This is a genomic window from Roseiconus nitratireducens, assembly GCF_008629675.1.
GTDB lineage: Bacteria > Planctomycetota > Planctomycetia > Pirellulales > Pirellulaceae > Stieleria > Stieleria nitratireducens.
Window position 1 is genome coordinate 78,771 of sequence record NZ_VWOX01000009.1, and the last position, 26,221, is coordinate 104,991.

Annotated in this window: 15 protein-coding genes; 8 read left to right on the forward strand and 7 right to left on the reverse strand. The window is 61.0% G+C overall.

From position 1 onward, the window contains the following. Positions 1-23: 23 nt before the first annotated feature. The 5 genes from FYK55_RS16295 to FYK55_RS16315 form a co-directional block, all read right to left on the reverse strand. On the reverse strand, positions 24-1,376 hold the full coding sequence (locus FYK55_RS16295) for an outer membrane protein assembly factor BamB family protein (protein WP_150077677.1): 1,353 nt from the start codon (positions 1,374-1,376) through the stop codon (positions 24-26). 189 nt (positions 1,377-1,565) lie between these two features. Beyond that, entirely contained in the window at positions 1,566-2,144 is a 579-nt protein-coding gene (locus FYK55_RS16300) for a hypothetical protein (protein ID WP_150077500.1), read from the reverse strand. 323 nt (positions 2,145-2,467) lie between these two features. Then, positions 2,468-3,892 (reverse strand): multiheme c-type cytochrome, encoded by a 1,425-nt coding sequence (locus tag FYK55_RS16305; protein ID WP_150077501.1) that lies wholly within the window; start codon positions 3,890-3,892, stop codon positions 2,468-2,470. 197 nt (positions 3,893-4,089) lie between these two features. Further along, positions 4,090-5,523: a DUF1552 domain-containing protein gene (locus FYK55_RS16310; RefSeq protein WP_150077502.1), complete on the reverse strand. Its 1,434-nt coding sequence runs from the start codon at positions 5,521-5,523 to the stop codon at positions 4,090-4,092. Then, positions 5,504-7,396 carry a DUF1592 domain-containing protein gene (locus FYK55_RS16315; protein ID WP_161604554.1) on the reverse strand — a complete coding sequence of 631 codons (1,893 nt, stop codon included), beginning with the start codon at positions 7,394-7,396 and terminating at the stop codon, positions 5,504-5,506. The genes FYK55_RS16310 and FYK55_RS16315 overlap by 20 nt, the downstream gene beginning before the upstream one ends. Positions 7,397-8,260: 864 nt before the next feature. Between FYK55_RS16315 and FYK55_RS16320 the strand changes: the two genes are divergently transcribed. Both FYK55_RS16320 and FYK55_RS16325 read left to right on the forward strand, forming a co-directional pair. Further along, on the forward strand, positions 8,261-10,399 hold the full coding sequence (locus FYK55_RS16320) for an alpha/beta hydrolase family protein (protein ID WP_150077504.1): 2,139 nt from the start codon (positions 8,261-8,263) through the stop codon (positions 10,397-10,399). Between the two features lie 179 nt (positions 10,400-10,578). Then, positions 10,579-14,904: a WD40 repeat domain-containing serine/threonine-protein kinase gene (locus tag FYK55_RS16325; protein ID WP_150077505.1), complete on the forward strand. Its 4,326-nt coding sequence runs from the start codon at positions 10,579-10,581 to the stop codon at positions 14,902-14,904. 209 nt (positions 14,905-15,113) lie between these two features. Here the strand turns inward: FYK55_RS16325 and FYK55_RS16330 are convergent, their stop codons facing one another. Next, positions 15,114-15,512, reverse strand: coding sequence for a GxxExxY protein (locus FYK55_RS16330; protein ID WP_235908741.1), 399 nt, complete (start codon positions 15,510-15,512; stop codon positions 15,114-15,116). Positions 15,513-15,757: 245 nt separating this feature from the next. Between FYK55_RS16330 and corA the strand changes: the two genes are divergently transcribed. From corA to FYK55_RS16345, 3 genes are all read left to right on the forward strand, one after another. After that, complete coding sequence (corA, locus tag FYK55_RS16335) at positions 15,758-16,900, forward strand: magnesium/cobalt transporter CorA (protein WP_161604555.1); 1,143 nt, start codon at positions 15,758-15,760, stop codon at positions 16,898-16,900. Positions 16,901-17,251: 351 nt separating this feature from the next. Continuing rightward, positions 17,252-19,429 carry an outer membrane protein assembly factor BamB family protein gene (locus tag FYK55_RS16340; RefSeq protein WP_235908761.1) on the forward strand — a complete coding sequence of 726 codons (2,178 nt, stop codon included), beginning with the start codon at positions 17,252-17,254 and terminating at the stop codon, positions 19,427-19,429. Further along, entirely contained in the window at positions 19,426-20,802 is a 1,377-nt protein-coding gene (locus tag FYK55_RS16345; protein WP_150077508.1) for an MFS transporter, read from the forward strand. The genes FYK55_RS16340 and FYK55_RS16345 overlap by 4 nt, the downstream gene beginning before the upstream one ends. 196 nt (positions 20,803-20,998) lie before the next feature. On the opposite strand, the gene FYK55_RS16350 is transcribed toward FYK55_RS16345, so the two are convergent. Further along, positions 20,999-21,388 carry a hypothetical protein gene (locus tag FYK55_RS16350; RefSeq protein WP_150077509.1) on the reverse strand — a complete coding sequence of 130 codons (390 nt, stop codon included), beginning with the start codon at positions 21,386-21,388 and terminating at the stop codon, positions 20,999-21,001. A 208-nt stretch (positions 21,389-21,596) separates the two neighbouring features. Here FYK55_RS16350 and FYK55_RS16355 point away from each other — a divergent pair, with 208 nt between their 5' ends. The 3 genes from FYK55_RS16355 (at position 21,597) to speA (ending at position 26,151) form a co-directional block, all read left to right on the forward strand. Continuing rightward, positions 21,597-22,460, forward strand: a complete 864-nt coding sequence (locus FYK55_RS16355; protein ID WP_150077510.1) for a two-component system sensor histidine kinase NtrB — start codon at positions 21,597-21,599, stop codon at positions 22,458-22,460. Beyond that, positions 22,460-23,905, forward strand: a complete 1,446-nt coding sequence (locus FYK55_RS16360) for a sigma-54-dependent transcriptional regulator (protein WP_150077511.1) — start codon at positions 22,460-22,462, stop codon at positions 23,903-23,905. Before FYK55_RS16355 ends, FYK55_RS16360 begins: the two co-directional genes overlap by 1 nt. 182 nt (positions 23,906-24,087) lie before the next feature. Continuing rightward, positions 24,088-26,151 (forward strand): biosynthetic arginine decarboxylase, encoded by a 2,064-nt coding sequence (speA, locus tag FYK55_RS16365; RefSeq protein ID WP_150077512.1) that lies wholly within the window; start codon positions 24,088-24,090, stop codon positions 26,149-26,151. The last annotated feature ends 70 nt before the right edge of the window (positions 26,152-26,221 follow it).

Consider the following 26,221-nt stretch of genomic DNA (forward strand, 5'->3'; position numbering starts at 1 on the left):
CCGCACCGCTTTTGAGACCGGGGTTATTCGATGCAGTACAGGTGCTCCTTCCCGCGGAAGAAGATCTGCTTGCCGACGATCGCCGCCGACGCATCGATTTCCTCGTCCAACCGGTTCGTCGCCACCAGCTCAAACGTCTTGCCGTGTTTGAATACCAGCGTCGTCCCGTCGCGTCCGGTCAAGTAAATGTGATCTCCGGCGGCAACCGGCGACGCGTACACGCTTGAAATCCCAGGCAGGCGGGTCTGATCGATCAGCAACTCGCCGGTCTCCGCGCTCCGCGAAACCAGGATGCCGTTGTTCGACTTCACGAAATACAGCTGACCGTCATACAGCAGTGGCGATGACACGTACGGTGCGGCATCCGTCTCCACCCAGCTGACTTGATCCGTGTCCGTCAGATCCCCTTTCGAATCCAGCGGGATCGAATAGATGGCGTAGCCCCGGTATCCCGTCATCACGATCACATTGTCTTTGTAACGAATCGGGGAAGGGATCGGATTGCTGGCCTGGCCTCCGCATTCCCAGATCAAGCTCCCGTCGGCAAGGTCATAACTGCGGACGCGGTTGTCGCCATTGGTGATCACTTGGGTCCGCCCTTGAAACTCGGTGATCAGTGGCGTTGCCCAAGTGGTGGGTTCGTCGCGACTTTGACGCCAGCGTTCCTGTCCGTCGGCGGCGCCCAAGGCGACGATGAACGATTCGCCCTCATGATCCCACGGTACGACCACGGTCCCATCGTGCACGGCGGGGGAACTGCCCTCGCCGAATTGTGCCCGGGTCTGCATTTTCCCCAGATCTTTTTGCCACAGCACGTTCCCGTCCAGATCCAAGGCGTACACGCCACGAGACCCGAAGGACACGTAAAGCCGCTGGCCGTCGTACACCGGCGATGAGGACGCAAAGGTGTTGGTGTTGTGCCCGGGTTCGTGCGGAACCTCTTCGGTCAATGTTTTCCGCCACACTTCTTTCCCGGACTGCCGATCGAACGCGACAACCATGAAAGCGAAAAAATTTGTCGGGGGTGCGCCGCCGCCAAACCCTCGTCGGCCAAATCGTCCCCGTCCGCCGCGACCTGGACGGTCACCCGCCGGTTGGGATTGGTCGTCTTGCTCCGCCGTCGACTCCGCTTCGGAGGCGCCCTCTTTGACCCGGTCCGTCTTGACGGCGGTGCTCACGAACACGCGGTCGCCGACCACGATCGGTGTGGAACTTCCCTGACCGGGAACCTCGACTTTCCAGCGGACGTTTTCGCTTTCGCTCCATTGCACCGGAGGCCGTGCCTCCGGCTGGGCGCCGTTCGCCTCGGGTCCACGCCAGCGGGGCCACGTTTCCTTGACGTCGCTCTCCGCGGCGCCGGCGATGCCCCCTGGCATCGAAAAAACACTCAAGAGCGCGGCGGCAAGCAACAGCGAGGATGTTCGGCCCATGACATTTCTCCGGATCAAAGATGTTCGGAACGTTCCGGTGGTGGAACACCGATCGGTCGTCATGGTATTGCCAATTCAAGGACGGTTCCGCCAAATCGGCTGGATTCCGCGGGCATCGGGTTCGCCGAACAGCGATCAGCCGAGCAGCATTTTCCGGAAGAAATCACCGCTAGCGGTCCCGAAAGACGGATCCCGCTGGTGCCTTCGGCACTGCTGCCGGTAATCGGAGATCGCCGCCAATTCGCTGACACGGGCGTTGGAGTCCAACAGGGAAACCGACTGGCCCAATTCTTCCGCGACGACCTGTTCGAGTTCCGCTGCCCGAAACGGCGTGTCGGCGGCGTGATCTGGCGTCAGCGTCCCGATTCGCCGCAGTTCGCTTGAGCTGGGCGGATTCTCCTTCGTCGCGAACTCGCCGGTCGTCCCATCGGAGGCCGCCTCCGTCGAGGGCGGCGTCGACGCGTGATGATGGGATGCCGTCGGCGGCAGATAGATCGCCCCGGTGTAGAAGTCGACGACGAACGCAATCACGCCGGGCACGAAAAACAGCGTCAAACCCAGTCCGTTGAGCGCGGCCACCTTCCAATCCAGGTCACGACTGTGGGGCCGGTGAATCCGCTCGCTGTACAGAATACTGCCGCAACCGGTGAACGCCACGGCACCACTGCCGATTCCCCAGCACGCCATCCGACACAATAACGTTCGTCGCCGCATCCTTTCGCCTCGCAAATCTCTGGCCGTTGCCGGTCGGCCATCGGCCGCCGCTTCTAGGACCCTATCGACGCGAATAACCGGCACACTTCAACAAACCAAGCTTGGAGCGGAAAGGCCGAGTGAAAACCTGCGGGGGAGGTTTGGCTAGCGAACGGACGTGCAACGGACACTGCGGATCAGTCCACCTCCCAGTGGACCATCTGGCCCCGGCCCGGGAAACCTGCAGCACCGCCAAGGCGTGGGCACGCCTGTGCCCCAGAGCGGTGCGGGTACCAGAGCGTTGCGGGTCCCAGAACACTGCAGGCACCAGTGCGCCGCGTCGATCACTGCGACGAAGTGGCCTCGCTTTGGTGACGCTGGAGAAACTCGTCGGTGGCCTGTTGGTCGACTCGCACGAAGTGATCCCGCAGAGAGGGAAACACGTCTCCGGCGATCGATCGCAAGCGAAGGTCCTCGGTCGGACGTGTCGGCATGTGGCAGTCGATGCAATTGTCGGCCAAATCGATCCCGCCCGGCGGCGTGAAATGACAGGACTCCGTCTGGTGGCACTGCAGACACTTGTCGGAAAACAACCGCATGTTGCCACGTTCGTTTTCGTGTGGATTGTGACAATCCGTGCACGTCATCTCGGATTGCCGAAAACATTCGCTTTCGGCCATGCGGTCGGCTTGATTGCTGGTGTGCACGCTGTTCGCCGCATCGGATCCTTCCGGTGGCGGAGTGTAGTATTGGGTCAGCTCATCGCCCGGACGAAATTGAAAGGGTTCCCCGCGCAATCGGGTTGAACCGGCATGACATTGGCCACAGATGTCCAGCTGACGTTGGCGCGATAGCTCGCTAGGCAACACAATTTCATGGGCATCCTTTTGTTCAGGATGCTGTTGATGGAACTGGACGTGTGCTTCGCCGGGTCCGTGGCAACGTTCGCAGGTGACGCCAAAGATGATCGAGTTGGGGGTGTAGTGATTCGGCGGAGCCCGGTAGTCAAAGTAGGTCATGTGGCAATCCAAGCAGCGGGCCGGAACCGGTCGGGCGTACGCCGCATCCCCGTCGATGTATCCGGGGCTGTTGATCCACTTGTCGCCCTCGGTCAGGTGAGTGACGTTGTGCTGGTACAAGCCGTCACCGTGCCAATACAGATAGGTCTGCGCCATCTTGGAAGATCCCGTAATGATTTGCATTGGGACTTCGAAGTGCCAATCGAAAAACCGCACGCGTTGAAAAAACTGATCGTCGCGTCGCAACATTTCGAAGGCAAGATTGGGTTCCTTGGTCCGCAGCACGTTCTGACCTTCGACAAAACTGCCGTCGATCGTTTCGGGCGAACAAGGCCGCGTGGTCCGATAGTGGGCGGTTGATTGAAACGACTGGTAGTACTGCGGGTGGCACTCCTGACAACTTTGCGGCCCGACGTAGCCGGGATTGGCATGCTGTGGCGGTTCATCGGCCGGCGGTTCGGGACGACGTCCGGGCGGGAACGGAATCTCCACCCCGCCACCGTCTTCGTACTTTCCAATGAACCAGTAGTCACCGTCATCCACCAACGCGACCACCATGTCGTTGGGCGGCAGCGGCGTCCTGTCGTCTGACGCACCTCGCGGGGAATCAACACGACCGGCTTGCTGATCTGCCTGTCGCTGCAACCGTTCGATCGCGGCCTCGTCGATCGAGACCGAATCCGGCAACACAAAAAAGAAGATCACGACGGCGATCGTGATGATGGCAAGAATCCAACCGGCAGTTTTCAATGTCCGACGTCGCAGAAAGAAGGTTTTTGGGACCAGGACGTGGCTACCGGCCGGGCCGGGACACGACTCCAATGACCACAGTCTAGACCTCTTTGCAGCGACGAACAACGATTCACGGCTGTCGGCCGAAGGCGGGCGTGGGCGTCATCGATCCGCCACCGTGGATCTTCAACGCTGGACGCTGTGCCCTGATCGGTTCAGGCCAACACGCCGGGCAGGACGCCGGTGCTGTCGGCAAACCGATCCGTTCCGGTTCCGAAGGCCTGCAGCATGGCGGCGTACAGGTTCGCCAGGGGCGTGTCTCGACCGAAGGACAGGTGCTGTCCGGTCGCCAATCGGCCTCCGCCGCTGCCGCCCACCAGTATCGGCAGATTGTGGGGGCTGTGACTGTTGCCGTCCCGCAACCCCGATCCGTACAGAATCATGGAATGATCCAAGACCGTTCCGTCACGTTCCTGCATGCTGTCCAGCTTGCCCAGAAGGTACGCGTACTGTTCGACGTGCCAGCGGTTGATCAATTGATACTGTCGCAGTTTTTCCTGATCGTTCTGGTGGTGTGAGGTGTCATGGTGGCCTCCCGAGACGCCCTCCAAAAACGAAAAGTTGCGACCGCTGACGGCGTTGCCAAACATGAACGTGCAGACCCGCGTGGTGTCAGTTTGGAAAGCCAAAGCGATCATGTCCAACATCAACCGGACCTGGTCCTGGTAACTGTCGGGACGTTCCTCCGGAGGACGCTGTTTGGAATCCAACGCCACCAACGGCTCCCACGACTGGCGGTCGCCGTCTTGATGCTGTTGCAGCCGTGATTCGATGGTGCGAACGGACTGCAGGTATTCATCCATCCGCTGTCGGTCCGAAGCTCCCAGCCGCTGTTTCAACTGCTTGGCGTCGGCCAGCACGCGATCGAGCAACAACACATCGCGCTGGGCACCGGCGGCGGTCGGATGCGCCGCGCGGAACAGTCGATCGAAGACCAACGACGGGTTTAGCTCACGTGCGAGCGGGCTGGTTGGCCCGTTCCAAGCGATGTGAGACCCGTACACTCGCGTGTAGCCGACGTTCGTGTCGACACCGGTGGTGACCGGGTCAATCCCCAGCTCCAACGACCGCAGCGGTGTGGAGGCGCCGGAATGATCCGCGGCAACCTGGTCCATGGAGCGACCGTTGCAGTTCAGATCGATCCCCAAAGATTTGTTGATCGTGGTGCAGGTCAGGAACCCGGAGGTTTTGACGTAGTGTCCGTCACCCACGTTGCTGGCCTGGTTCCAAAGATTGGACAACACCAGCAGTTGATCTTTCAGTTCAGCCAACGGTTGCAGCGTCGGAGAAAGTTCAAACTGGTGTCCTTCCCCCTCGGGCGTCCACATGTCTTCGCGCACCCCGTTGGGCACGAACAGGGCCGCCATCCGGACCGGAGCATCCTCAGGGCGTTGGCCCTCGGCCTGAGCGGCATCGGCTGCAGCGGGCATCATGGCTTCCAGCCACGGCAGCGCTAGCGCCGCTCCGGCACCGCGCAGCAATGTGCGTCGCGAAAGCGGAAATCCGCGGTTGCGTTGGTCGTCCAAATACACCGGTTGGCGGGACAGCGCGTGACGGGATGCCAGTTGTTTATTCACTGAGTTGCTCATGGGTTGGATCCTGATCCTGGACGGCAGCCGGTACGGGCCCGACCACCGCCTGTTCATTCTGGCCTTGTTTGAATCGAAACGGGACACTTTTGACGATTTCGACGACCAAAGTTTGCGCCCGGTAGTCGTCTTGCGCCAGTTTTTCGGCGATCGCCTCGGCAACGCACCGATCCTCATTGGTCAGTCCGCGGGCGAGCGCGTAACCGAGCATTTTGCTGGTCAGGTGCCGAATGAATTGATCCTTTCGCTGCAGCAACAGCGACTTCAATTCGCCCGGACCGGCAAACGTGGCCCCACCGGGCAGCACACCGCTGGCGTCGATCGGAACGCCGTCGGCCTCGGTCCGCCAACGGCCAAGCACGTCAAAGTTTTCCAGGCCGAATCCCAGTGGATCCATCGCGTTGTGGCAAGAGGCACAGGTCGGGTCGGCTCGGTGCTGTTCCAACCGTTCGCGCAGCGAAGTCGGCTGTGCGGTCTCCCCGCCCTCATCCAACTCCGGAACATTCGGTGGTGGCGGGGGCGGGGGCGTCCCCAACAGCGTTTCCAGAATCCATTTGCCACGGAGCACCGGGCTCGTGCGGTGGGCATAGGAAGAAACTGCCAGCACGGCGCTCATCCCCAACACGCCTCCCCGCGGACTGTCTTCGGGCAGATCGACGCGTTTGGGTTGCTCGCGAAACTCTCCCTTGACCCGGTAATGCCCGGCCAGCCGCCGATTGACATAAGTGAAATCGGAATCGATCAGGTTGAGTAGCGATCTGTTTTCTGACAGCAGATCTTCGAAAAAGAAAATCGGCTCGTATTTCATGCCGCCCTCGAGCTCGGAGTCATAGCGGCCGGCCACCGACTTGTCGGGCTTGAACTCACGACCGAGCGCTCGTGTCCCCAACCATTGTTCGATGAAGCTGGTCGCAAAGCCGCGGACTTTGGAATCCCGTCGCAGCCCACGCCGGTCGACGTCGCTGTGCAGCATCCGGGCAACCTGAGTGGCCAACACATCATCCTGGTGAAGCTTTCCCTCCGCTGCCAGCTTCATCAATTCCTGGTCGGGCATCGAGGACCACAGGAAATACGACAGCCGCGATGCCAGCTCGTACTGCGAAATCGGTTGTGGCGTCTCCGATCGGTTGGGCTCCTCCCACAGAAACAGAAACTTTGGGGACACCATCGCTCCTTCCAGCGCGAACCGGATCGCAGGCAGGAACGATTGGTCCTGGTCATAGACCGACTGAAACAGGTCCAAATATTGGTCAACCTCCGAAGCGTCGACCGGTCGCCGAAACGCGCGCGGCAAGAAAGCATTCAACACGGCGGCGGCGGCTTCCCGTGGCGTCCGCTCCGCGTCGGGTTCGGCCACGATGATCCGGTTGCGAGCCCCCGGGTCCCTCAACGCGTGCCCGAGTGCCGAGCGGGCGGCGTCCAAATACTTTTCCGCGTAGATCGGTGAGATGAATAGCGTCTCGGCGGCATTGTCAAAGCCCTCCCCGCCGGCCCCGTCGACCGGCAGCGCATGTCCGGCATTGACGTGGATTCCCAACAGGTCGCGCACCGTATTGGCGTACTCGGTGCGATTGAGCCGCCGCAACATCGGCCCGCCCGGCGAAATCCCGTCCTCGCAAACGGCCCGATGGATGGTCTTTCGGATCCAAGTCACCATCGCACCGCGGACGTCACCCGTCGGTGCGTCGCTGCCTTCCGGCGGCATCTGGCCTTCATGAATCCTGTCGGCGATCTTGTTCCAAGTCTCGATCGAGTCCACGACCTCCGCGGCCGATGAAAACTCCGCCAGATCCAACCCGGCTTCTGCACCCTCTCCTTGGTGACAGTCGACGCAGTACTGACGCACCAGTTCGACGGCATCCGATTCGGTCATCAGCGGGACGTCATGACCGTCACCCTGCTGGTCGTCTCCTGCAGCGTTCGATGACGCTGCTTCCGATGGCGCGCTTGCTGACGGCACAGCGGACGGCACATCCGCCGGGGGTTCCGCGGCCCGCACGCTGTCGACCAGCGCCACCGGCCAGCAAGATATCGTCGCCAGACCTGCCCAGCACAGCGCCGTCCGGCACAGCCACGCCCACCGCGGCACCGTCCGGCGAACGTCACCGGCTCGCCACGGCGTTTCGACGCGTGGCGCGCGAGCCCGTGGCCATTTCCAATGGCCCGTCGGGGCGGCGAACATCCTGCAGCGGTTGGTCACAAACGTATCCGGTCGAGGGGTGGGTTCGGGCGGCGGGGACAGGCACGACTGGAGCGCCTGTTGTTCTGAAGCGTCTGTTGAACGGACGGAACAAACGTGACGTTCGGCCCGCGAGGGGCGCGTGTCAAACCGGCCCGACTGACGGGCAGGCACATCAAGGAGTGGGGGGCATCGGAACGAGCCTGGGCATCAATCTGCCTGATGCTCCGTTTCGTCCCAACGGTCGGTCCAACGTTCGGTGGGGTGGGTCGGCGGTGGGTGGGACACTTTCGGGGACCTCGGCCGTCGAAGTCTCCTGTCCATGGTGACATCCATCAACAATCGCCTTGTCGTGCCACGGTCGTTCATGGCGGTGGACGCCCAAATGCAGGCCGACAATTTGATTCGAACGGTGGCAGAATCCGAGCGATCGCACCCGCCAGTTTGTCCGGTGATATCTTGAGGGATTATAGACACCGGTGAAGCCGACGGACAATTGAGATCCCGACTGGCCCCTCCTCCACGCCCGCCCCACCCCGCCCGCCGGAGAACCGAATCATGAGCGTCGATTCTGCCCCCCCGATCGTCCACCACAACCGCCGGCAATGGATGCGGCAAATGGCCGGCCAAATCGCTGCCGGATCCGCCCTGTTGGCGTGGCCGGAGCGGTCGGTTCTGGGGGCGTCCGAAACCGAACCTCTCAATCGGTTTCCGCGGATGGTCCACGAGTTTATGGTCCGCCAAGCGAGGCAGTCCGCACGACGACATCAACGACAGCTGCAGCAATTGAAAACCAAAGCGGACGCGGAGCAATACGTCCGTCAGGCTCAGCTTCGATGCCGGCAATCGTTTGGTGCGGAACCGGAACGCACGCCACTGAACCCGCGGGTCACCGGGACGGTCCAACGTGACACCTATCGCATCGAGAATGTGATTTTCGACAGTCGACCGGGGTTTCCGGTCACCGCCAACCTGTACATCCCAAACGGAAGCGGAGGACCGATGCCGGCGGTCGTGGGAACGTGTGGTCATTCGACCAACGGAAAGGCGGCGGAGGCCTATCAGTCGTTCGCCCAGGGGTTGGCCCGGCTCGGTCACGTTTGCTTGATCTACGATCCGATCGGTCAGGGAGAACGCCTGCAATACGTCGATGAGGATCTGGCGTCGACCGTCGGGATCGGCGTCCGCGAACACTTGCACGCTGGCAACCAACAGTTTCTGGTTGGCGAATTTTTTGGGATGTGGCGAGCCTGGGACGGCATCCGCGCGCTTGATTACCTGTTGACGCGTCCGGAGGTCGATCCGCAGCGCGTGGGCGTGACCGGGAATTCTGGCGGCGGGACCATGACGACCTGGTTGTGTGGCTTGGAGTCCCGGTGGAGTGTTGCCGCGCCCAGCTGTTTTGTGACCACGTTCCTGAGAAACCTGGAAAACGAGTTGCCGCAGGATACGGAACAGTGCCCACCCGACGCCTTTCCTCTGAACCTGGATCACGCGGATTTCTTGGCGGCGATGGCCCCCAAACCGGTGATCATCTTGGCCAAGGAAAAGGACTTCTTTGATGTCCGCGGATCCGAGCAAACGTACCAACAGCTCAAACGGCTGTATCGATTGCTGGACGCCGAAGACAACGTCGCTTTGTTCATCGGACCAACCGGACACGGCTACTCTCAGGAGAACCGTGAGGCGATGTTCTCCTGGTTCCAGCGCGCCGCGGGAAACTCCGGCGGCGATTCGAACGGATCCTTTGATGGCGTTCTGCAGGCCTCGGCGACGGTCCCGTTCATCGCGGAGCCGGAGATCCAAATTGAGGATGACGCCACGCTGTGGTGCACACCCACGGGCCAGGTTGCTTCGCTGCCAGGAACTCGGACGGTCTTTGATTTCACACGTGAAAAGTCAAACCGTCTGTCGCAGGCTCGGGGACAGCTGCGGGGTGAATCACTCAAGCAGGCGATCAAGGAAGTCCTGGCATTGGAGCTTGAAGGTCGCTCGGTGCCCGATTACCGAAACTGGCGTTACCTCGGGTCACGCGGGTATCCCAAACCACACGCGATGGCCTACACCGTCGACACCGAACCCGGCGTGCACGCAATCGTGTACCGCTTGACGGACGAACCCTGGCACTCGCGACCACCGCGGTCGGGAAGCAAGGCGATCCTGTACGTGTCGCACCTTTCCAGCGACCAGGAATTGCGTGACGAACCGCTGATCGGTCAGGTCTTGGCAGACAACCCGGCGCCGTTGTTCACGTGCGATGTCCGCGGAATCGGTGAGTCGCTTCCGGGAACCAGCCAACCGGGATCGTTTCACAGTCCTTACGGAAGCGATTACTTCTACGCGATCCACAGCATCATGTTGGGCCGGCCGTACGTGGGCCAAAAGACATTTGACGTCTTGCGGGTGTTGCGTTGGCTGGAATCGCTCGGACACACGGACATCCATTTGGTCGCCAGCGGCTGGGGCACCCTGCCCGCCACCTTCGCGGCGGTGCTGTCTGATCGGGTCGTCCGGGTCAGCCTGAAGCACGCGTTGACCTCGTACGCCGAGATCGCCGAAAGCGAGCACTACGATTGGCCCCTGTCGACCTTGGTGCCCGACGTCCTGGCACGATTCGATCTTCCCGATTGCTATGCCGAACTGGCTGCCAAGCAATTGACCCTGCAGGATCCGTGGGGAGCCTCCGGGGCGTCCTAACCGGCCAACGGCGTCAACCGCGGCGGCTGCGATACCGATTGGAGTGTTTCCGCGGTGGGCATGGTACACTGTGGGAGTTCAGGAAACCCGTCTCGCGGGAACGCGATGCCGCATCGGCTGGCCGTTCGCGACCCGAAACGGACCGTTGCCTCGTCGAGCGTCCACCGCCAACGGTTCCCATGTCCGACCCTTCCGCACCCGTCTCCGATGATTCGCTTGAAAGGCTGTTGACCGAGTGCTTGCAAGCGGTCGAACGTGGCGAATCGATCGATCGAGAACAGCTTCGGCGCGACCACCCCCGGCATGCCGATTCCGTCTGTGAGTTTCTGGACAATCACCTGCTGGTTCACCGAGCGATGGGGGCGTTTCGCGAAGTCCCGGGTGAACGGCCGGTGGATTCGGCGTTCGAGCGGACCCGTCTGGCATCCGGCGTCGAATCGGATCCGGAATTGGTGATCGGAGAGCACCTGAAGTACATCGGCGAGTACGAGGTCTTGAGCGAGATCGCGCGGGGCGGCATGGGCATTGTGTTCAAAGCCAGGCAGAGGAGTCTGGGGCGGATCGTGGCGTTGAAAATGATTCTGGCCGGCCGCCTCGCCTCGGAAATCGACGTCGATCGCTTTCGTCGGGAAGCCCGAGCCGCCGCAGCGCTGCAACACCCCAACATCGTCGGTGTCCACGAAGTCGGTCAACACGAAGGACACCATTACTTCACGATGGACCTGATCGACGGGGAAAGCTTGGCGGACCGCTTGGCGGAGGGCTCGCTCTCGCCGCAGCGGACGGCGTCAATGACTCGGACCGTTGCCCAGGCAATCGACTACGCCCATCGTCACGGCGTGTTGCACCGCGACATCAAACCCGCCAACGTGTTAATCGATCGCGAGGGCAATCCGCACGTGACCGATTTCGGCTTGGCCAAATCATGCCTGGACGACAACGATCGGATCATCAGTTTGACTGCGACCGGTCAAATCTTGGGAACCCCCAGCTACATGTCGCCCGAGCAGGCGGCTGCCAATCACCACCTGGTCAGTGTCGCCAGCGACGTTTACTCGATCGGCGCGGTGATGTACGCCTGCCTGATCGGTCGGGCGCCGTTCATCGCCGACTCCACCGTTGACACGATCCGTCAAGTCATCGAACGCGATCCGGTCCCTCCTCGGCTGCTCAGCCCGAACGTTCCAAAGGACCTCGAAACGATCTGCCTGAAGTGTCTTCACAAGGAGCCCCAACGCCGATACGCAACGGCGGGTGAATTGTCGGACGACCTGGATCGCTTCTTGACCGGCGTGCCCATCCGTGCCCGGCGCACCGGCCCGGCGTATCGGGTCTGGAAATGGTGCAAACGTCGCCCGGAAATCGCAGGCTTGGCGGCAAGCCTGCTGCTGGCACTCCTGGTTGGGATCGTCTCGGTCGGTTTTTGGTGGCGAGAAGCGGTGGTCGCCCGGGAGGCATCCGATCAGGCGAAATTGGATGCGACCGAGAACCTCTTCCAGTCACAACTTCGCGAGGCCGAAGCGTTACGTTTGGCCAGACAGAGTGGCTACCGCGACCAGGTCTGGTCGCTGTTGAAGAATGCATCCGGTCTCTCCGGTATCGACATCGATTGGCCGGCGATCCGCCAACAGGCGGTCGCCTGCTTGGGAGATTTTGTTGGACTGCAACCCATCACGATCGACGGCCCGGTCCTGGAAGACGGAGAGGACTGCGCGGTTTTCCTGGATGAAGACCGTGTGGCGGTGGCGTTACCTGACGGCAACGTTTCGGTTCGGTCGCTGGCCACCGGCCAAGAGGAATCACATATCTTTCGGGAGGGATTGATGGGATGGGGCTTTGCCGCATCCAAAGATGGCAAGACGTTGCTGGTTGCGGACCGGAAGAGCCTGGAGAGTTGGCAGCAGCAGGCCGGCGGAGAATGGTTGCGTCAGTGGCGAACCAATCTGCCGTTCAACAGCTTGTTCATGGAGCTCAGTCTGTTTCAAAACCGCGTCGCCGCAATCGACGGCCACCAGATTCGGATCATGAATCTGGACGACGGAAAGGTGATTCGCCGGTTGAAACCGCCTTCGCTGTACAAGTTTCGCTACCCGCAAATGGGTTTCTTGTCGGTGACAGCCAGCCCGGATGGCCGATTCGTTGCCGCGGCGGACGCGCCCGAGAGCATCTTTGTCTGGGATGCGGAAACCGGCGAACTGTTTCGCCGACTTGCAGCGCCGACGACGGGCGTGCCCGATCTACGTTTCACGTCGGATAATCGCTTCCTGGTCGTGGGCTCCGACCAGGGCATCGTGACTTATTCATGCAAGGACTTTCAGCAGTGGTCCAACTGGCGGATGGATCCCGTGTGCAATATCAGCTCCAGCCCCGATGGCCGACATCTGCTGCTGCAAACCCGGTCCGGCTCCGTCCAACTTTGGAACATGGCGACCCAGCGGATGGTCGCACTGCTAAAACATCCCGGATCGGCCCTCACCGTTGGCTCCGCGGATTTCAGCCCATCGGGCGAAAGGATTCTGTCGGCCGGTGCCAACAAGATCCGCGTGTGGGATTTCAACCAGACCGAGGAAAAGTTGATCCTGCGAGGGCATAACCAAGCCGTTCATTGCTTGGCGTTCCATCCGACCGCCCCCATCCTGGCCAGCGGTTCGCAGGATGGCCGCATCACCTTCTGGGACTCGCTGTCCGGCCGTGAACTCAACACGCTTGCTTTGGACGGGGCGGTGCTGGGGATCGCCTATTCACCCAACGGATCCTTGTTTGCCGCCGTCACCACCGAATCCTTTTCGGTGTGGCGCGCCGATGGAGTCGGCAACGCACCGGTCCGCGATCAACGTCAGGGGCACAAGGTTTACCAGGACGTCTGCTTTAGCAGCGATGGTCGCTACGTGGCGACCTGTGGGACGCAGGGAACACAGGTCTGGGAAGTTCTTCCCGCACCCGAAGACGAACCCCCAAGACTGGTCCAGCGACTTCAGCACCCCGTGTTTGGTAAGACGGTCACCTTCGATGGCAGCGACCGCCACGTGGCGGTCGCTTCACCGCGCCACTTCAGTTGGTTTGCAATCGATGGGAAAGAGGGCAGCGGAGTGACGACCATCAACCGTCCCACCGCCACCAGCAATCTCTGCCCCGACCCATCGCGGAGTGTTGTCTACGCCGCTGCGATCGATGGCACCATCCAAGCTTGGGATCTGGATCGGGGGCAAGTGATTCAAACGCTCTCGGATCAGGAAACGTTGAGCGCCTCCAGGATGGCCCTGACGGATGGGGGAAACCTGATCGCCGCCAACGTCACGCCCTCAACCCTCGGCCTATTTGACGTCAACGCCGGAACCCCTCTGTTCCGGCTTGCCGATGAAGGTGCCGCCATCGGATCGGTCGATTGGGAACCGTCCGGACGCAGGTTGGCGGTGGGACTGTCCGACGGCAGCGTGGCCATCTGGGACCTTTCCTGCACCGTACGACTGATTCGGACCGCCGGACTGGCGGGAGACTTGGCTTTGTACCGCGATGACTCCGAGCCAAAATACGCAACCGAAGCGGTCCAGACTCACGAACAGACGTGGCGGGTCCCCGATCCCGTTTCCCAGGCGACGCGCCAGGCGCAGCAGCTGGTCGCGGACTGGGTGACGCGACACGATCCACCCCAAACATCCTTCCCAGCAGGTCTGGAAAGCGGACTGGCGTTCGACAAAATCCACGCGGCCTCCGGAGCGGTTTCCCGCAGCGGTGCATTTGCCTTGATGCTTCAGCCGATCGATTTGAACGCTGTCGCCTCGGGACTTCAATCACACGGGTACATCCCGCAGTCCCTTCGTCCGTATCGCCACGAAGGCACGTTGCGGATTGCCGCCAGCTGGAAGCGAAGCGACCGAGCGGCGCGCTACCAATGGAATCTCACGCGAGAGGAGTTGGAGTTTCAGCAAGCACAAATGCTTGCCGACAGCTATCAGTTGGTCGACCTGACCGGCTATCTGGCCGACGGTGACGCCAAGGACGAACGATACGCTGCCGTCTGGCAACAAGATGCCTCGACGGCGCAGACCCAGATCGTGACCTTCTCGAACGACAAACAGCAGTCCGACCTGAATTTCCAGCTGATGAAGGACCACTACGAACCGGTGGTGCGAAACGCCTACGTGGGCCGAGACGGGCTTGAAAAGGTCTGCGACGTGTGGGAGGAATTCTCCGAACCGGACTTGGACCCTTGGCACAGCTTCTTTTCGGGTATCGAGAACCTGCCAGAACGACTGCCAGAGTTCTCCCGGCACCCAGCCTGCTACCTGCACCTCAGCTACGATCCGAGAACAAAACAAACGCTCTACTCGGGTGTCTGGCGCAGTGATCATGCCCCGACGTTGTCCCTTTGCAACGAACCGATCGAGCTGGTTCGTCTCACCGGCGAACAGATGCTGCGGAAAGGATTTCAGCCAAAGAATCTCTGCGTGTCGCCGTCGGAAGAATCCGGGCTGATCGCGGCCTGCGTCTGGGAAGCGCCGTAGCACGCGTGGCCGTGCACGCGATGCACCCGAAACGACCTGGCTGCCGACAACTTTGCCACCGAGGGTTTGCCACCGAGGACACGGAGGCCACCGAGAAAAGCCCGGTTCCCAAACGATGCGGTTAGGCTAAATCTTCGACTCCGTGTGCTCGGTGCTCTCGGTGGCTCCCCCCTTCCGTGAACAATCGCTTCCATGCAACACACAATTGATTAAAGGCATAGTCGCTTGATTCCGTCGACCAACTTGGATTGGCTGAAATTGATCAACAAGGCCCGCTTCAAACCGGTTGATTTCAAGCAGGACAGCGTTTGGGCCGTGGCAACTTCGGGAAGTTTGGCAACCGCTTTCAATTCCAGCACCACCTCTCGCTCAACCAGAACATCTAGCTTCTGGCCTTTGATCACGCGTTGTTTGTAGACGACATCAATCGCCTTTTGACGTTCACACGCAATCCCCCGCAATTGCAGTTCGTGGCACAATGCCTCCTCATAGATCGACTCCAGTAATCCCGGCCCCAGGATGCGATGAACCTCGATTGCCGCGCCAATAATCGCTTCGGTAAGTCGGTCAAGCATCATGTCTTTTGCCCCAATATTTTCGGTCACCATCGATACTCGTGTGGTGTAAAACCACGGTGCGAATCGCAACAACTTGCCAGTTTACCAGCCTGGCTCCCTGGCCTTTCGTTCGTGAAAGTCGTTGCCACGGAGGCCACTGAGAAAAGCCCGGTTCCCAAACGATGCGGTCAGGCCAGATCTCCGGCTCCGTGTCCTCGGTGCTCTCGGTGGCTATTCTTTCCGAGCTGGCTTGATGCCGCGAAGCCCTGTCCGTCACCGCCCCGAGAAGCTTTCCCGTGACACGTCACCGAAACCGACGCGGACGTCGAGCCACCCCGCGAGTCACCAAACGCAATCCGCCCGGTAGCCCTCCCGGAACGCTGCACAGCGCCCCCGGATCCTCTGCGCCGTCGTTTCATCTGATTCGCTACTGCGAGGACGAATTGCGTGAGCATCGCACATCGTCGGTCCAGGATCTTGCTTCGAAGATTGACGATTGCCAGGTCCATTGGATCAACGTCTCAGGACTGGGCGATACCGAGCAATTGGAAAAGCTCCAAGAGCTGTTCGGGTTGCATTCGCTGGCATTCGAAGACGCCGTCAACCACCACCAGAGACCCAAGGTCGAGGTCTACGACGACCATCTGTTCGTCGTGATCTGGATGATCTCCCGGCCCGACGGCGGATCCATCCGCTACGATCAGCTGAGCCTGTTTTTGGGCAGCAATTTTGTGATGACGCTTCAAGAGCAGACGCTCGATTGCCTGGATCCGGTGCGCGAACGTCTGCGTCGCAACCGAGGCAGCATCCGCGCCTCCGGCAGCGACTTTTTGGCCTACGCACTGATCGACACCGTGATTGACGCTTACTTTCCCATCGTCGACGCGTTCGGGGAGCAGATCGACGAATTGGACGAACTGATCACCGGGCCGCGTTCGGTGCCGGTGATGGGACATGTTCATGAAATGCGTGGAGACTTGATGAACCTGCGACGCGCCATCCGTCCGCTGCGAGATTCGCTGGTGCACCTGATGCCCGACCCGCACTCGTTGATCAAACGCGAGACACAGTTCTACATTCGCGACTGCTACGACCACACGGTGCAGCTGATGGACTTGTTGGACACCTATCGCGAGATGGCATCGGATCTTCGCGATTACTACATGTCAACGGTCAGCAACCGAATGAACGAGATCATGAAGGTGTTGACCATCATTGCGACCATCTTCATCCCGCTGAGCTTCGTGGCAGGCGTCTATGGGATGAACTTCAACACGAACAAGCCGGGAAACATGCCCGAGTTGAACTGGCCGTACGGCTACCTCTTCGCATGGTTGGTGATGTTGCTATTGGCGTCCGGTTTGATCTGGTTCATCTGGCGAAAGGGTTGGTTTGCCGACGATCTTGCCGAGGACCACGACAACGGTTCGGCGGAATGATCCCCGGCGAACCGGAAAACCTTTTTCAGTTGCTGGCAAACATGTTTCCAATGCAACTGTCTCTTTCCGGGTGGCTCCCAAGACACTTGGCGGGGCGTCGGTGATCGACGGGACTTTCCAAGGATGAGAACGCGCACCGGGGATTTTTTTGCGATTGGTCCGCGACGTGCTTACTCGCAAAATCCCCCCACCGCCCCGCCGCCGACAGACAGTCTGTTCTCGCCGCGGTCGGAGATCTCCTTGAGTCCATCGATGGTGCACCGTTCGCTACTGCGAGCCGTCTTGCCGGCCTTTGCTTTTGTCTCCGTTGTATTCACGCTCGCCGGCCAGCTTTCGGCCGCAAACGATCCGATGGATTGGCCTGCCTGGCGCGGACCGCACCAGGACGGCACCTCCCGCGAGATCGGTTTGATCGATCGGTTTGACCCCCGCGGCGGACCGCAATCCAACGTGCTTTGGAAAAGCGAAGCGGCTGCGGGCATCTCCACCCCGATCGCGTTCAACGGTCGTGTCATGACCATCGTCCGCGATTCTCCGGGCACGATCCGCGACGCTGAAAAGGTGATCTGCCTGGACGCCGAAACCGGAGAAGTCGTTTGGGAGAACATTTACAACGTCTTTCTATCCGACTTGCCTGCCGAGCGTGTCGGGTGGTCCAACTTGTGCGGGGATCCCTCCACGAATCGCGTGTACGCGTTGGGCGCCTGTTGCCTGCTTCAATGCATCGACGCGGAGACGGGAGAAACCCAGTGGGCCCGGTCTCTGAGCGAAGAATTCGGGATGCTCAGCACCTACGGAGGACGCACCAACACGCCGGTCCTGTTCGAAAACCTGGTGATCATCAGCGGCGTCACCACCGGCTGGGATGAAACGGCGCGGCCGGCGCATCGCTTCTACGCATTTGATCGCTTCAACGGACAATTGGTCTGGGTGACCGGGACGCGACCGTTGCCCGAGGACACCACCTACAGCACGCCGGTCATTCGCAACATCGATGGGCAACCGGTTTTGATCGCCGGTTCCGGCGATGGCAGCCTGTATGCCATGCAACCGCGGACCGGAAAGATCCTGTGGAGCGTCCCGCTCTCGCGTCGCGGCATCAATACCTCGCCGGCGGTTGACGATTCTGGCCACATTTACGCCGGACACGGCGAAGAAAACCCGCGTGGAACGGCGATGGGTGCGATCGTGCGGATCGACGCCCACTTGAAGGGTGAAAACGCCGACGAAACGGGAGCCCCCGGTGCCGAACCATTGGAACGTTGGCGGACCGAGGAATTGATGGTCGGCAAAAGTTCTCCGCTGCTTGTGCGGGACCGACTGTACGTCGTAGAGGATTCTTCGCGGCTGCATGTGCTGGATGTCGTCACCGGCCAGCAGATCGGGGAGCCGATGAAGTTGGGCACCGCCATGCGGGGAAGTCTTTTGTACGCCGACGGAAAGATCTTTGCGTGCACGTCCAGCGGCGTTTTCCACATCCTGCGTCCCAGCGATTCGGGCGTGGAGTCCCTGTTCAAAGTCCGACTGCCGCGAGGCCACGAAGTCGGAGGTTCGCCCATCGTTTCCCACGGACGTCTGTACCTGCCGACGACCGGCGGTCTGTTTTGTCTGGGCAACGCGTCGATCCAACCCCAGCTGGCGGGTGAAGATTCACCGGAAGCCCCAAACCGACACGAACAGCCAGAAGGTCCCGTCAAAGATCTGGCCATCGCCACCCTGCGACTGGTGCCGGCAGAAGCATTGATCCGTCCCGGCGATCCGATGAAGTTTCAGTTGACGGCCTTCAACGCTGCCGGACAACCGCTCGCGGAACTCCCGGCGGATCTGCACGTTGAAGTCAGCGGAGGAGGATCGATCGACAACGAACTCAACTTCACCGCGGATGCCTCATCAGGCCACCAAGCCGCCACCGTCACCGTGTCGGCCGGCGGCCAAACGGCTGCGTCGCGTCTGCGGATCATCCCGCCGCTGCCCTGGTCATTCGATTTTTCGGACGGTGAAGTGCCGGTCACGTGGATCGGTGCCCGCTACCGGCACGAGATCAAAAAGGTCGATGGAAAGTTCGCGATGGTCAAGATCACCACCATTCCCAAGGGAACCCGCAGCCAAACCTGGTTTGGTCCCACGGACCTGCACGACTACACCGTGACCGCCGACATGATGGCTCAATCCGGGCCCAACAAGCTTCCCGACATGGGACTGATCGCCCAACGCTACACGTTGGACCTGATGGGCGAATCGCAACAATTGCAGATTCGCACGTGGACGGCGCAATTGCGGATGGCACAAAGCATCTCGTTGGCCTGGCAACCGGGCGTCTGGTACACCCTGAAATTCCAAGCGTCGACCGTCGACGGGACGTCGGTGTTGCGGGGAAAGGTCTGGCCCCGCGATGAACCGGAACCGGAAGTCTGGATGCTGACCGCCACCGATCCGTCGCCCAACTTGCAAGGCAGCCCGGGACTGTTCGGGAACGCCACCAACGCGGAAATCACCATTGATCATGTGCGAGTCGAATCCAACGAATGAATCAGGACTTTACCTCCCCACCCTCCGCGATCGTCAAATGGACCGTGTGCGTGATCGCGGCGATCGGTTTTGCGTTCGACATCTACGAACTGCTGATGCTGCCCCTGATCCTGCGTCCGGCTTTGTCGGAGCTGGCGGGAGTCGCCCCCGGGACGCCGGAATTTGAATACTGGCGAGGGATTCTATTCTTCGTGCCGGCGATGGTCGGTGGCGTGTTCGGATTGCTGGGCGGATACCTGACGGACCTCTGGGGCCGACGACGTGTGCTGGTTATCAGCATCTTGCTGTACGCGTTCAGCGCGTTGGCCAGCGGGTTTGTGCAGTCGGTCGAATGGCTGCTGTTCTTTCGCTGCACGACATTCATCGGCGTGTGCGTGGAGTTCGTCGCGGCCGTGGCATGGCTGGCGGAATTGTTTCCCCAACCGAAGCAACGGGAAGCGGTGTTGGGCTACACCCAAGCCTTCTCGTCGATCGGAGGATTGTTAGTGACCGCGGCAAATTACCTGGCCGTCCAGTACGCGTCGCAGCTGCCGGAAATCGCCGGTGGGCACGAAGCCTGGCGTTACACGGTCATCTCGGGGGTGATCCCGGCGATCCCATTGATCGTGATCCGCCCCTTCCTGCCGGAATCACCGGCCTGGGCCCAGCAGAAGGCAGCCGGAACACTGAAGCGTCCCAGTTTGGCGGAACTGTTCTCACCGACCTACCGTCGCACGACGGTCGTCACGACGTTGATGTTCGCATGCAGCTACGGGGCCGCGTTTGGGGCGCTTCAGCAAACTCCGTCGATTGTTCCCAGCTTGCCCGAAGTCCGCGCCCAGACCGAAAAGCTGAGCGTCCCGGAAAAGAAACGGTTCGAACAGCAAGTCGCCGCAACCGTCAACGGCTACCAGGAGCTTGGCGGGCTGGCGGGACGTTTTGCGCTGGCGACCCTGGCGATCGTGATCGTCAGCCGTCGCTGGTTGTTCCGCATCTTTCAGTGGCCCGGTTTGGTGATCGTTCCGCTGTTGTACTTTTACCCGGCACGGGAAGACCTTTCGATGCTGAAAGTCGGCATCTTCGTGGCGGGGTTGCTGACGGTGGCCCAATTCAGCTTCTGGGGAAACTATTTGCCGCGTGTCTATCCGCTGCACTTGCGTGGAACCGGCGAAAGCTTTGCGGCCAACATCGGCGGTCGCATGATCGGGACCTCCTTCGCCGCGCTCACCGCGTACCTGGCCACACAATTGCCCAGCGGCGAAACGGCCGTGGCCGCCGGCATCGTGGCCCTGCTGGTGTATGCCGTGGGAGCGGTGCTGTCGTTCTTCCTGCCGGAACCGGAATTGGCCGCCGAAACGGCGGCGGAACTGAACGAGCCGTCTGTGTCCGACTAAGGACGGATGCCCGGGTGGGCGGCTACGTGGCTGGGCAGATACGTGGCTGGACAACATCACGTTGTCGCGGATTGTTCGTCCGTCACGAAGTCGATGGCGCAATGGTTCACAGACGGTCGCAAGGTGGTATCACCACGCTCTGGCGAGCGTGGCTACATCAACTTGCGTCTTCCACGCTCTGGTGAGCGTGGCTACGTCAATTCGTGGTGCCGCGTCCGGAGCTCGATTCAGCCAAGGGCCGACATCGGGCGTAGAACGACTCCGTACGATACTGGCATTCGATTCGGGCGGCCTGGGCCAACAGACGCTGGGCCAGATCCAGGTTGCCGCTGTTGAATGATTGGACGGCCAGCGAAGCCAGAGCGGCGGCCCGATCGGCGTCACGTTCGACCCGCGAGAGCCAGCACGCGGCCTCTTGCCAACAGCGACGCTCCGCCCCGCGCAACGCATTGGCGGCTAACGCGGCTTGCCGACTGCGCAAACCGCAGAGGTTCAGTTTCAGCGGCCCAAATTCCGTCGGCCAAACACATCCCCGCCAAGCGGACTGCGCCTCTTGGATGCTTGTCTGAAACGCTTGCAAATTCACCACGTCAACTCTTTGCAAAACAGAAAACTTTACGGCTGCTGAGATGCTTCTCCGGCGTTTAGACTTTAGCGCCAATGCGAATGGCGTGCCGTATGGAGCGGCGGGCTGACGTTTTCGTGCTTTTGGCGATTCCGTTGGGATCGCGTCCATCGATCTCAAGGACAGGCCATTGACCGGGCTTACCAACCACCCCCGTGGTCCAACGTCCATGGACCACACCCCCAGTTCAACGGTCTCGGATGCGGGACCGGCCACGTTGGAACAGGTCGCCACGCTGGAACAGGTCGAACGAAGGCGACAGCGATTGGAATCGTTGGGGACCTTGGCCGGTGGGATCGCCCATGACCTGAACAACTTGCTGACGCCGATTCTGATGAGTTGCAAGATGCTCCAGCGTGAGCAGTCCAACGTCGATCGGGAGGCGCTCTTGCAGACCATCGGATCGGCCGCCGCACGCGGTGCCGACCTGATCGCGCAACTGCTGACCTTCACACGCGGCGGTGACGCCCAACACCGCCCGACCCAGATCGCGGATTTCTTGCCGGAGATCGTCGCCATCCTTCGCCGGACCCTCCGCGAGGACGTGCGTGTGACCCTGGAAATCGAACCGGACCTGCCGGAGGTACTGGGCGATGAAACGGAACTCAGCCAGGTCGTGATGAATCTTGCGATCAACGCCCGCGATGCCATGCCCGAAGGTGGCGATCTTGGAATCCGCGCCGCCCGACTGACTCTGACCACGGAGCGAGCCTTCTTGACCAAGACCCTTGCCCCGGGCGAGTACGTGATCCTGGAGGTTTCGGACACGGGGCGGGGGATTCCGTCCAATATTTGCGACCGGATCTTTGACCCGTTCTTCACGACCAAAGAACGGGGCCAGGGAACCGGGCTGGGGCTCAGCACCACGCTGGGGATCGTCAAGAGCCATCAAGGTTGCATCGGAATTGATTCCACCCTTGGTCGGGGAAGCACATTTTCGATCGTGCTGCCGCCCCACGCGTCCGCAACGGAGCGTCAACCGACGGCGGATCCGCAAGAGGTTCGCTTGCCCACGGCAGAGGACGGTTGCTGATGAGCTCCGTACCCGGCGCCCGTACATTGCTGGTCGTTGATGACGACCCGTTGATCCTGCAGTGCATGAAGTTGTGCTTGCCCGAACCGGATTACCACGTGCTGGTGGCCGATTCGGCTGAACGCGGGCTGGAGGCGTTTCGCAGTCATCGGCCCGATGCGGTCCTGCTGGACGTCCAATTGCCCGATCGGTCGGGCCTGGCCGCGGTCCATGACTTTCATGAGCTTGACCGACGCGTTCCCGTCATCGTCATGACCGGCCACGGCAGCGCGGAAGTCGCGATCACGGCGATGTCGGGGGGCGCGTTTGAGTATGTCACCAAGCCCTTCGAACCGGACGAGATCCTGCCCCTGATCGACTCCGCTTTGGAAACCAGCCAGATGGCTCGGCGGCCCGCGGTGCTGCCCACGCAGACGCTGGACCAGCCGCCCGAAAGTGCCGACCGGATGCTCGGCGACTGCCCGGCGATGGTCGACGTCTTCCGCCAAATCGGTCGGGTTGCCTCACGCGACGTTGCAGTATTGATCCTGGGCGAAACCGGAACCGGCAAGGAAGTCGTCGCGCGAGCGATCTTCCAGCACAGCCGGCGCTTCGACCAGACATTCCATGCGATCAACTGCGCCGCGATCCCCGAGACGCTGTTGGAAAGCGAACTGTTCGGCCACGAGAAAGGTTCGTTCACCGGGGCCGACCAGCGTCGCATTGGTAAATTCGAGATCTGTCACCGCGGCACGTTGTTCCTGGACGAGATCGGTGAGATGTCTCCGATCATGCAAACGAAACTGCTGCGCGTGCTGCAAGAGAAAGAATTCGAACGCGTCGGCGGAAGCACCCCGATCAAGACCGACGTTCGAATCATTGCCGCGACCAACCGCGACTTGGAAGCCGCGATCACTGAGGGAAGCTTTCGCAGCGACCTGTTTTACCGCTTGAACGAGTTCACGATTCGACTGCCCCCGCTTCGCGAACGCGGCGACGACATCGGCCGCATGGCCGAGTATTTCTTTGCCGTGTATGCCCGCACGCTAGGAAAAGACTTTGTGGCGATCGCCGACGAAACCATGCGTCGGTTGCTTGCACATCGCTGGCCGGGCAACGTCCGCGAACTGCAGGGGATCGTCAAACAAACTCTGTTGAAAGCGAGCGGACCGGTCATTGTGCCGGCCTTCCTGCCGACCGGTTTTGCCGGAGGCGATCCGGCGGCGCCCGAACCGGGGCCCACCGCCGACTGGCACAAGCCGCTCGGGGAAGAGATTGCCGCCCGACTGAACGACGGTTCGCACAACTTGAGCGATGAGATTCACGCCGCGGTCGATCTGCTTCTGATCCAAACGGTGCTCAAAGCCACCGGGGGAAACTTGAGCGAAACCAGCCTGCGGTTGGGCGTCAGTCGCCCGACCTTGCGGAACCGCATGAAACAGTTGGGACTCGATCGCCCGGCCTGACCATCGCGGGCAACGACCGACCACGCCGGCCCGGGTTCCGGCAGACCGTCCGGTCGACCGGCGGCGTTCAAGAGTTTCCTATGGATCTCGACGGGCCGCATATCGTCTCCCGCCACGGAATGTTAAAGTGAGCCGCTTTCAAGCAGCCCGGTTTCGCACGTTCTAGCAAGGGTCCAGCAACGTTGGCGCAGAGAATCAATGATCCGTGGACGGTCCAAGACGCAGCTTCGGAGTATGGCATCGATCGCTGGGGGGACGGGTACTTTTCCATCTCCCCGGATGGGACGGTGCTGGTCACACCCGACCGAGACCCCGCTTCCGGAATCGATCTGAAATCGCTGGTCGATCGCCTGCGCGACCGCGGCTTGGAACTTCCGATTCTGTTGCGCTTCAACGGGATTCTGCGTGACCGACTGCACCGCTTGGACGATTGCTTCTCCAAGGCGATCGCCGAACAAGGCTATCAGAATCGCTACCGTTGCGTGTTTCCCATCAAGGTGAACCAGCAACGCGAAGTCGTCCAGCAAATCGTGGGCGAAGGTGCCAAACTGGGATTCGGGATCGAGGCGGGCAGTAAGCCGGAACTCTTGGCGGCCATCGCGATGAGTGAGCCGTGCGTCCCGATCGTCTGCAACGGATTCAAAGACGAGGAATTCATCCGGCTGGTGATGATGGCCCAGCGTCTGGGACGAAAGATGCTGCCGGTGATCGAGAAGATGTCCGAGCTGGATTTGATTCTCCGCGTGGCCTCCGAAATCGGAGTCCGGCCGACCTTCGGCATGCGGGTCAAACTGGCGACGCGAGGCAGCGGGCGATGGCAGGCCAGCGGCGGTTACCGCAGCAAATTCGGTTTGACGGTGGCCGAGGTTCTTTCGGCCCTGGACCGTTTGATCGACATGGACATGGCCGACTGTTTCCAACTGCTGCATTTTCACGTGGGAAGTCAGATCGGAAACATCCGCCAGCTGAAGTCCGCCATTCTGGAAGCGGCCAGGATTTACGTCGACCTGCAACGTCGTGGCGCAGCCATGGGCTATCTGGACGTCGGCGGCGGTCTGGGCGTCGACTACGATGGATCGCGGAGCGACACCGAATCGAGCATGAACTATTCCATGCAGGAATACGCCAACGACGTGGTCTTTCACGTGCAAAGCGTGTGCGATGAGACCGGGGTTCCCCATCCCCAGCTGATTTCCGAAAGTGGGCGCGCCCTGACCGCCCAGCACAGCGTGCTGGTGATGGAAACCCTCGGCGTGACCTCCCAAGGCAACACGGTCCTGCCGCCCTGGGCGACGCCTGACGAAGCGGAGTCCGGGATCGACGGAGGTCCGCCGGAGGATTATGAAAAGCCGGTGCACGATCTGTGGAGCGCCTACACGACGCTGTCCGCGGAAAACATGATGGAGACGTTTCACGATGCTCAGGTCGCACTGGACCTGTGCATGAACCTGTTCAGCGGCGGCTACCTGCCGCTGGAGCAACGCGTCGCCGCGGAGAACCTGTATTTCGCGCTCTGCCATCGGCTTCGCCAGCTTTCCAGCGAACAGCAGCACGTGTCATCAGAGCTGAAACAGTTGGACCGCATGTTGTCGGACATCTATTTCGTCAACTTCTCCTTGTTCCAATCGATGCCGGACTCCTGGGCGATCGACCAGCTGTTCCCGATCATGCCCATCCATCGACTGGATGAACCCCCGACCCGCCATGCGGTGCTCGGTGATATCACCTGCGACAGCGACGGCAAAGTCGATTCGTTCGTTTGCAGTGGCGAACGACGCAGCACCGTGCGGCTGCACTCAATTCAGAACGGTGATTCCTATCAGTTGGGCGTCTTCATGGTGGGGGCCTATCAGGAAATTCTGGGAGACCTGCACAACCTGTTCGGCGACACGCATGCCGTGCACGTCGAGTCCGAAGGCGGTGCGGTCCGCGTTCGTTCGATCGTCAAGGGTGACACCGTCTCGGAAGTGCTCTCGTACGTCCAATACGACGACCGCGAACTGATCGAGAAACTTCAGGAATCGGTCGAAGAAGCTATTTCGCAAGGCTGGATCGACCACCAGCAAGCCGGACAGACGGTCGCCACCTTCGAGCAAGCCCTGACCGGTTACACTTATCTGACACGGACCAAGACGACCGGCCACCCCGACGACCTGCATCTGCCGGCCAGGAAGGATGAGGACATGCCGGAGCTGCCGCGTCAAACGGCCGACGGAAGCTACGCTGCACACGCCGACCGAAACTGATCCCGAACCGGCGTTCTGTCCCCGCACAATGCTCGCCGTCCCCGCGCGATGCTCGGAGGCGGGTGCTGCA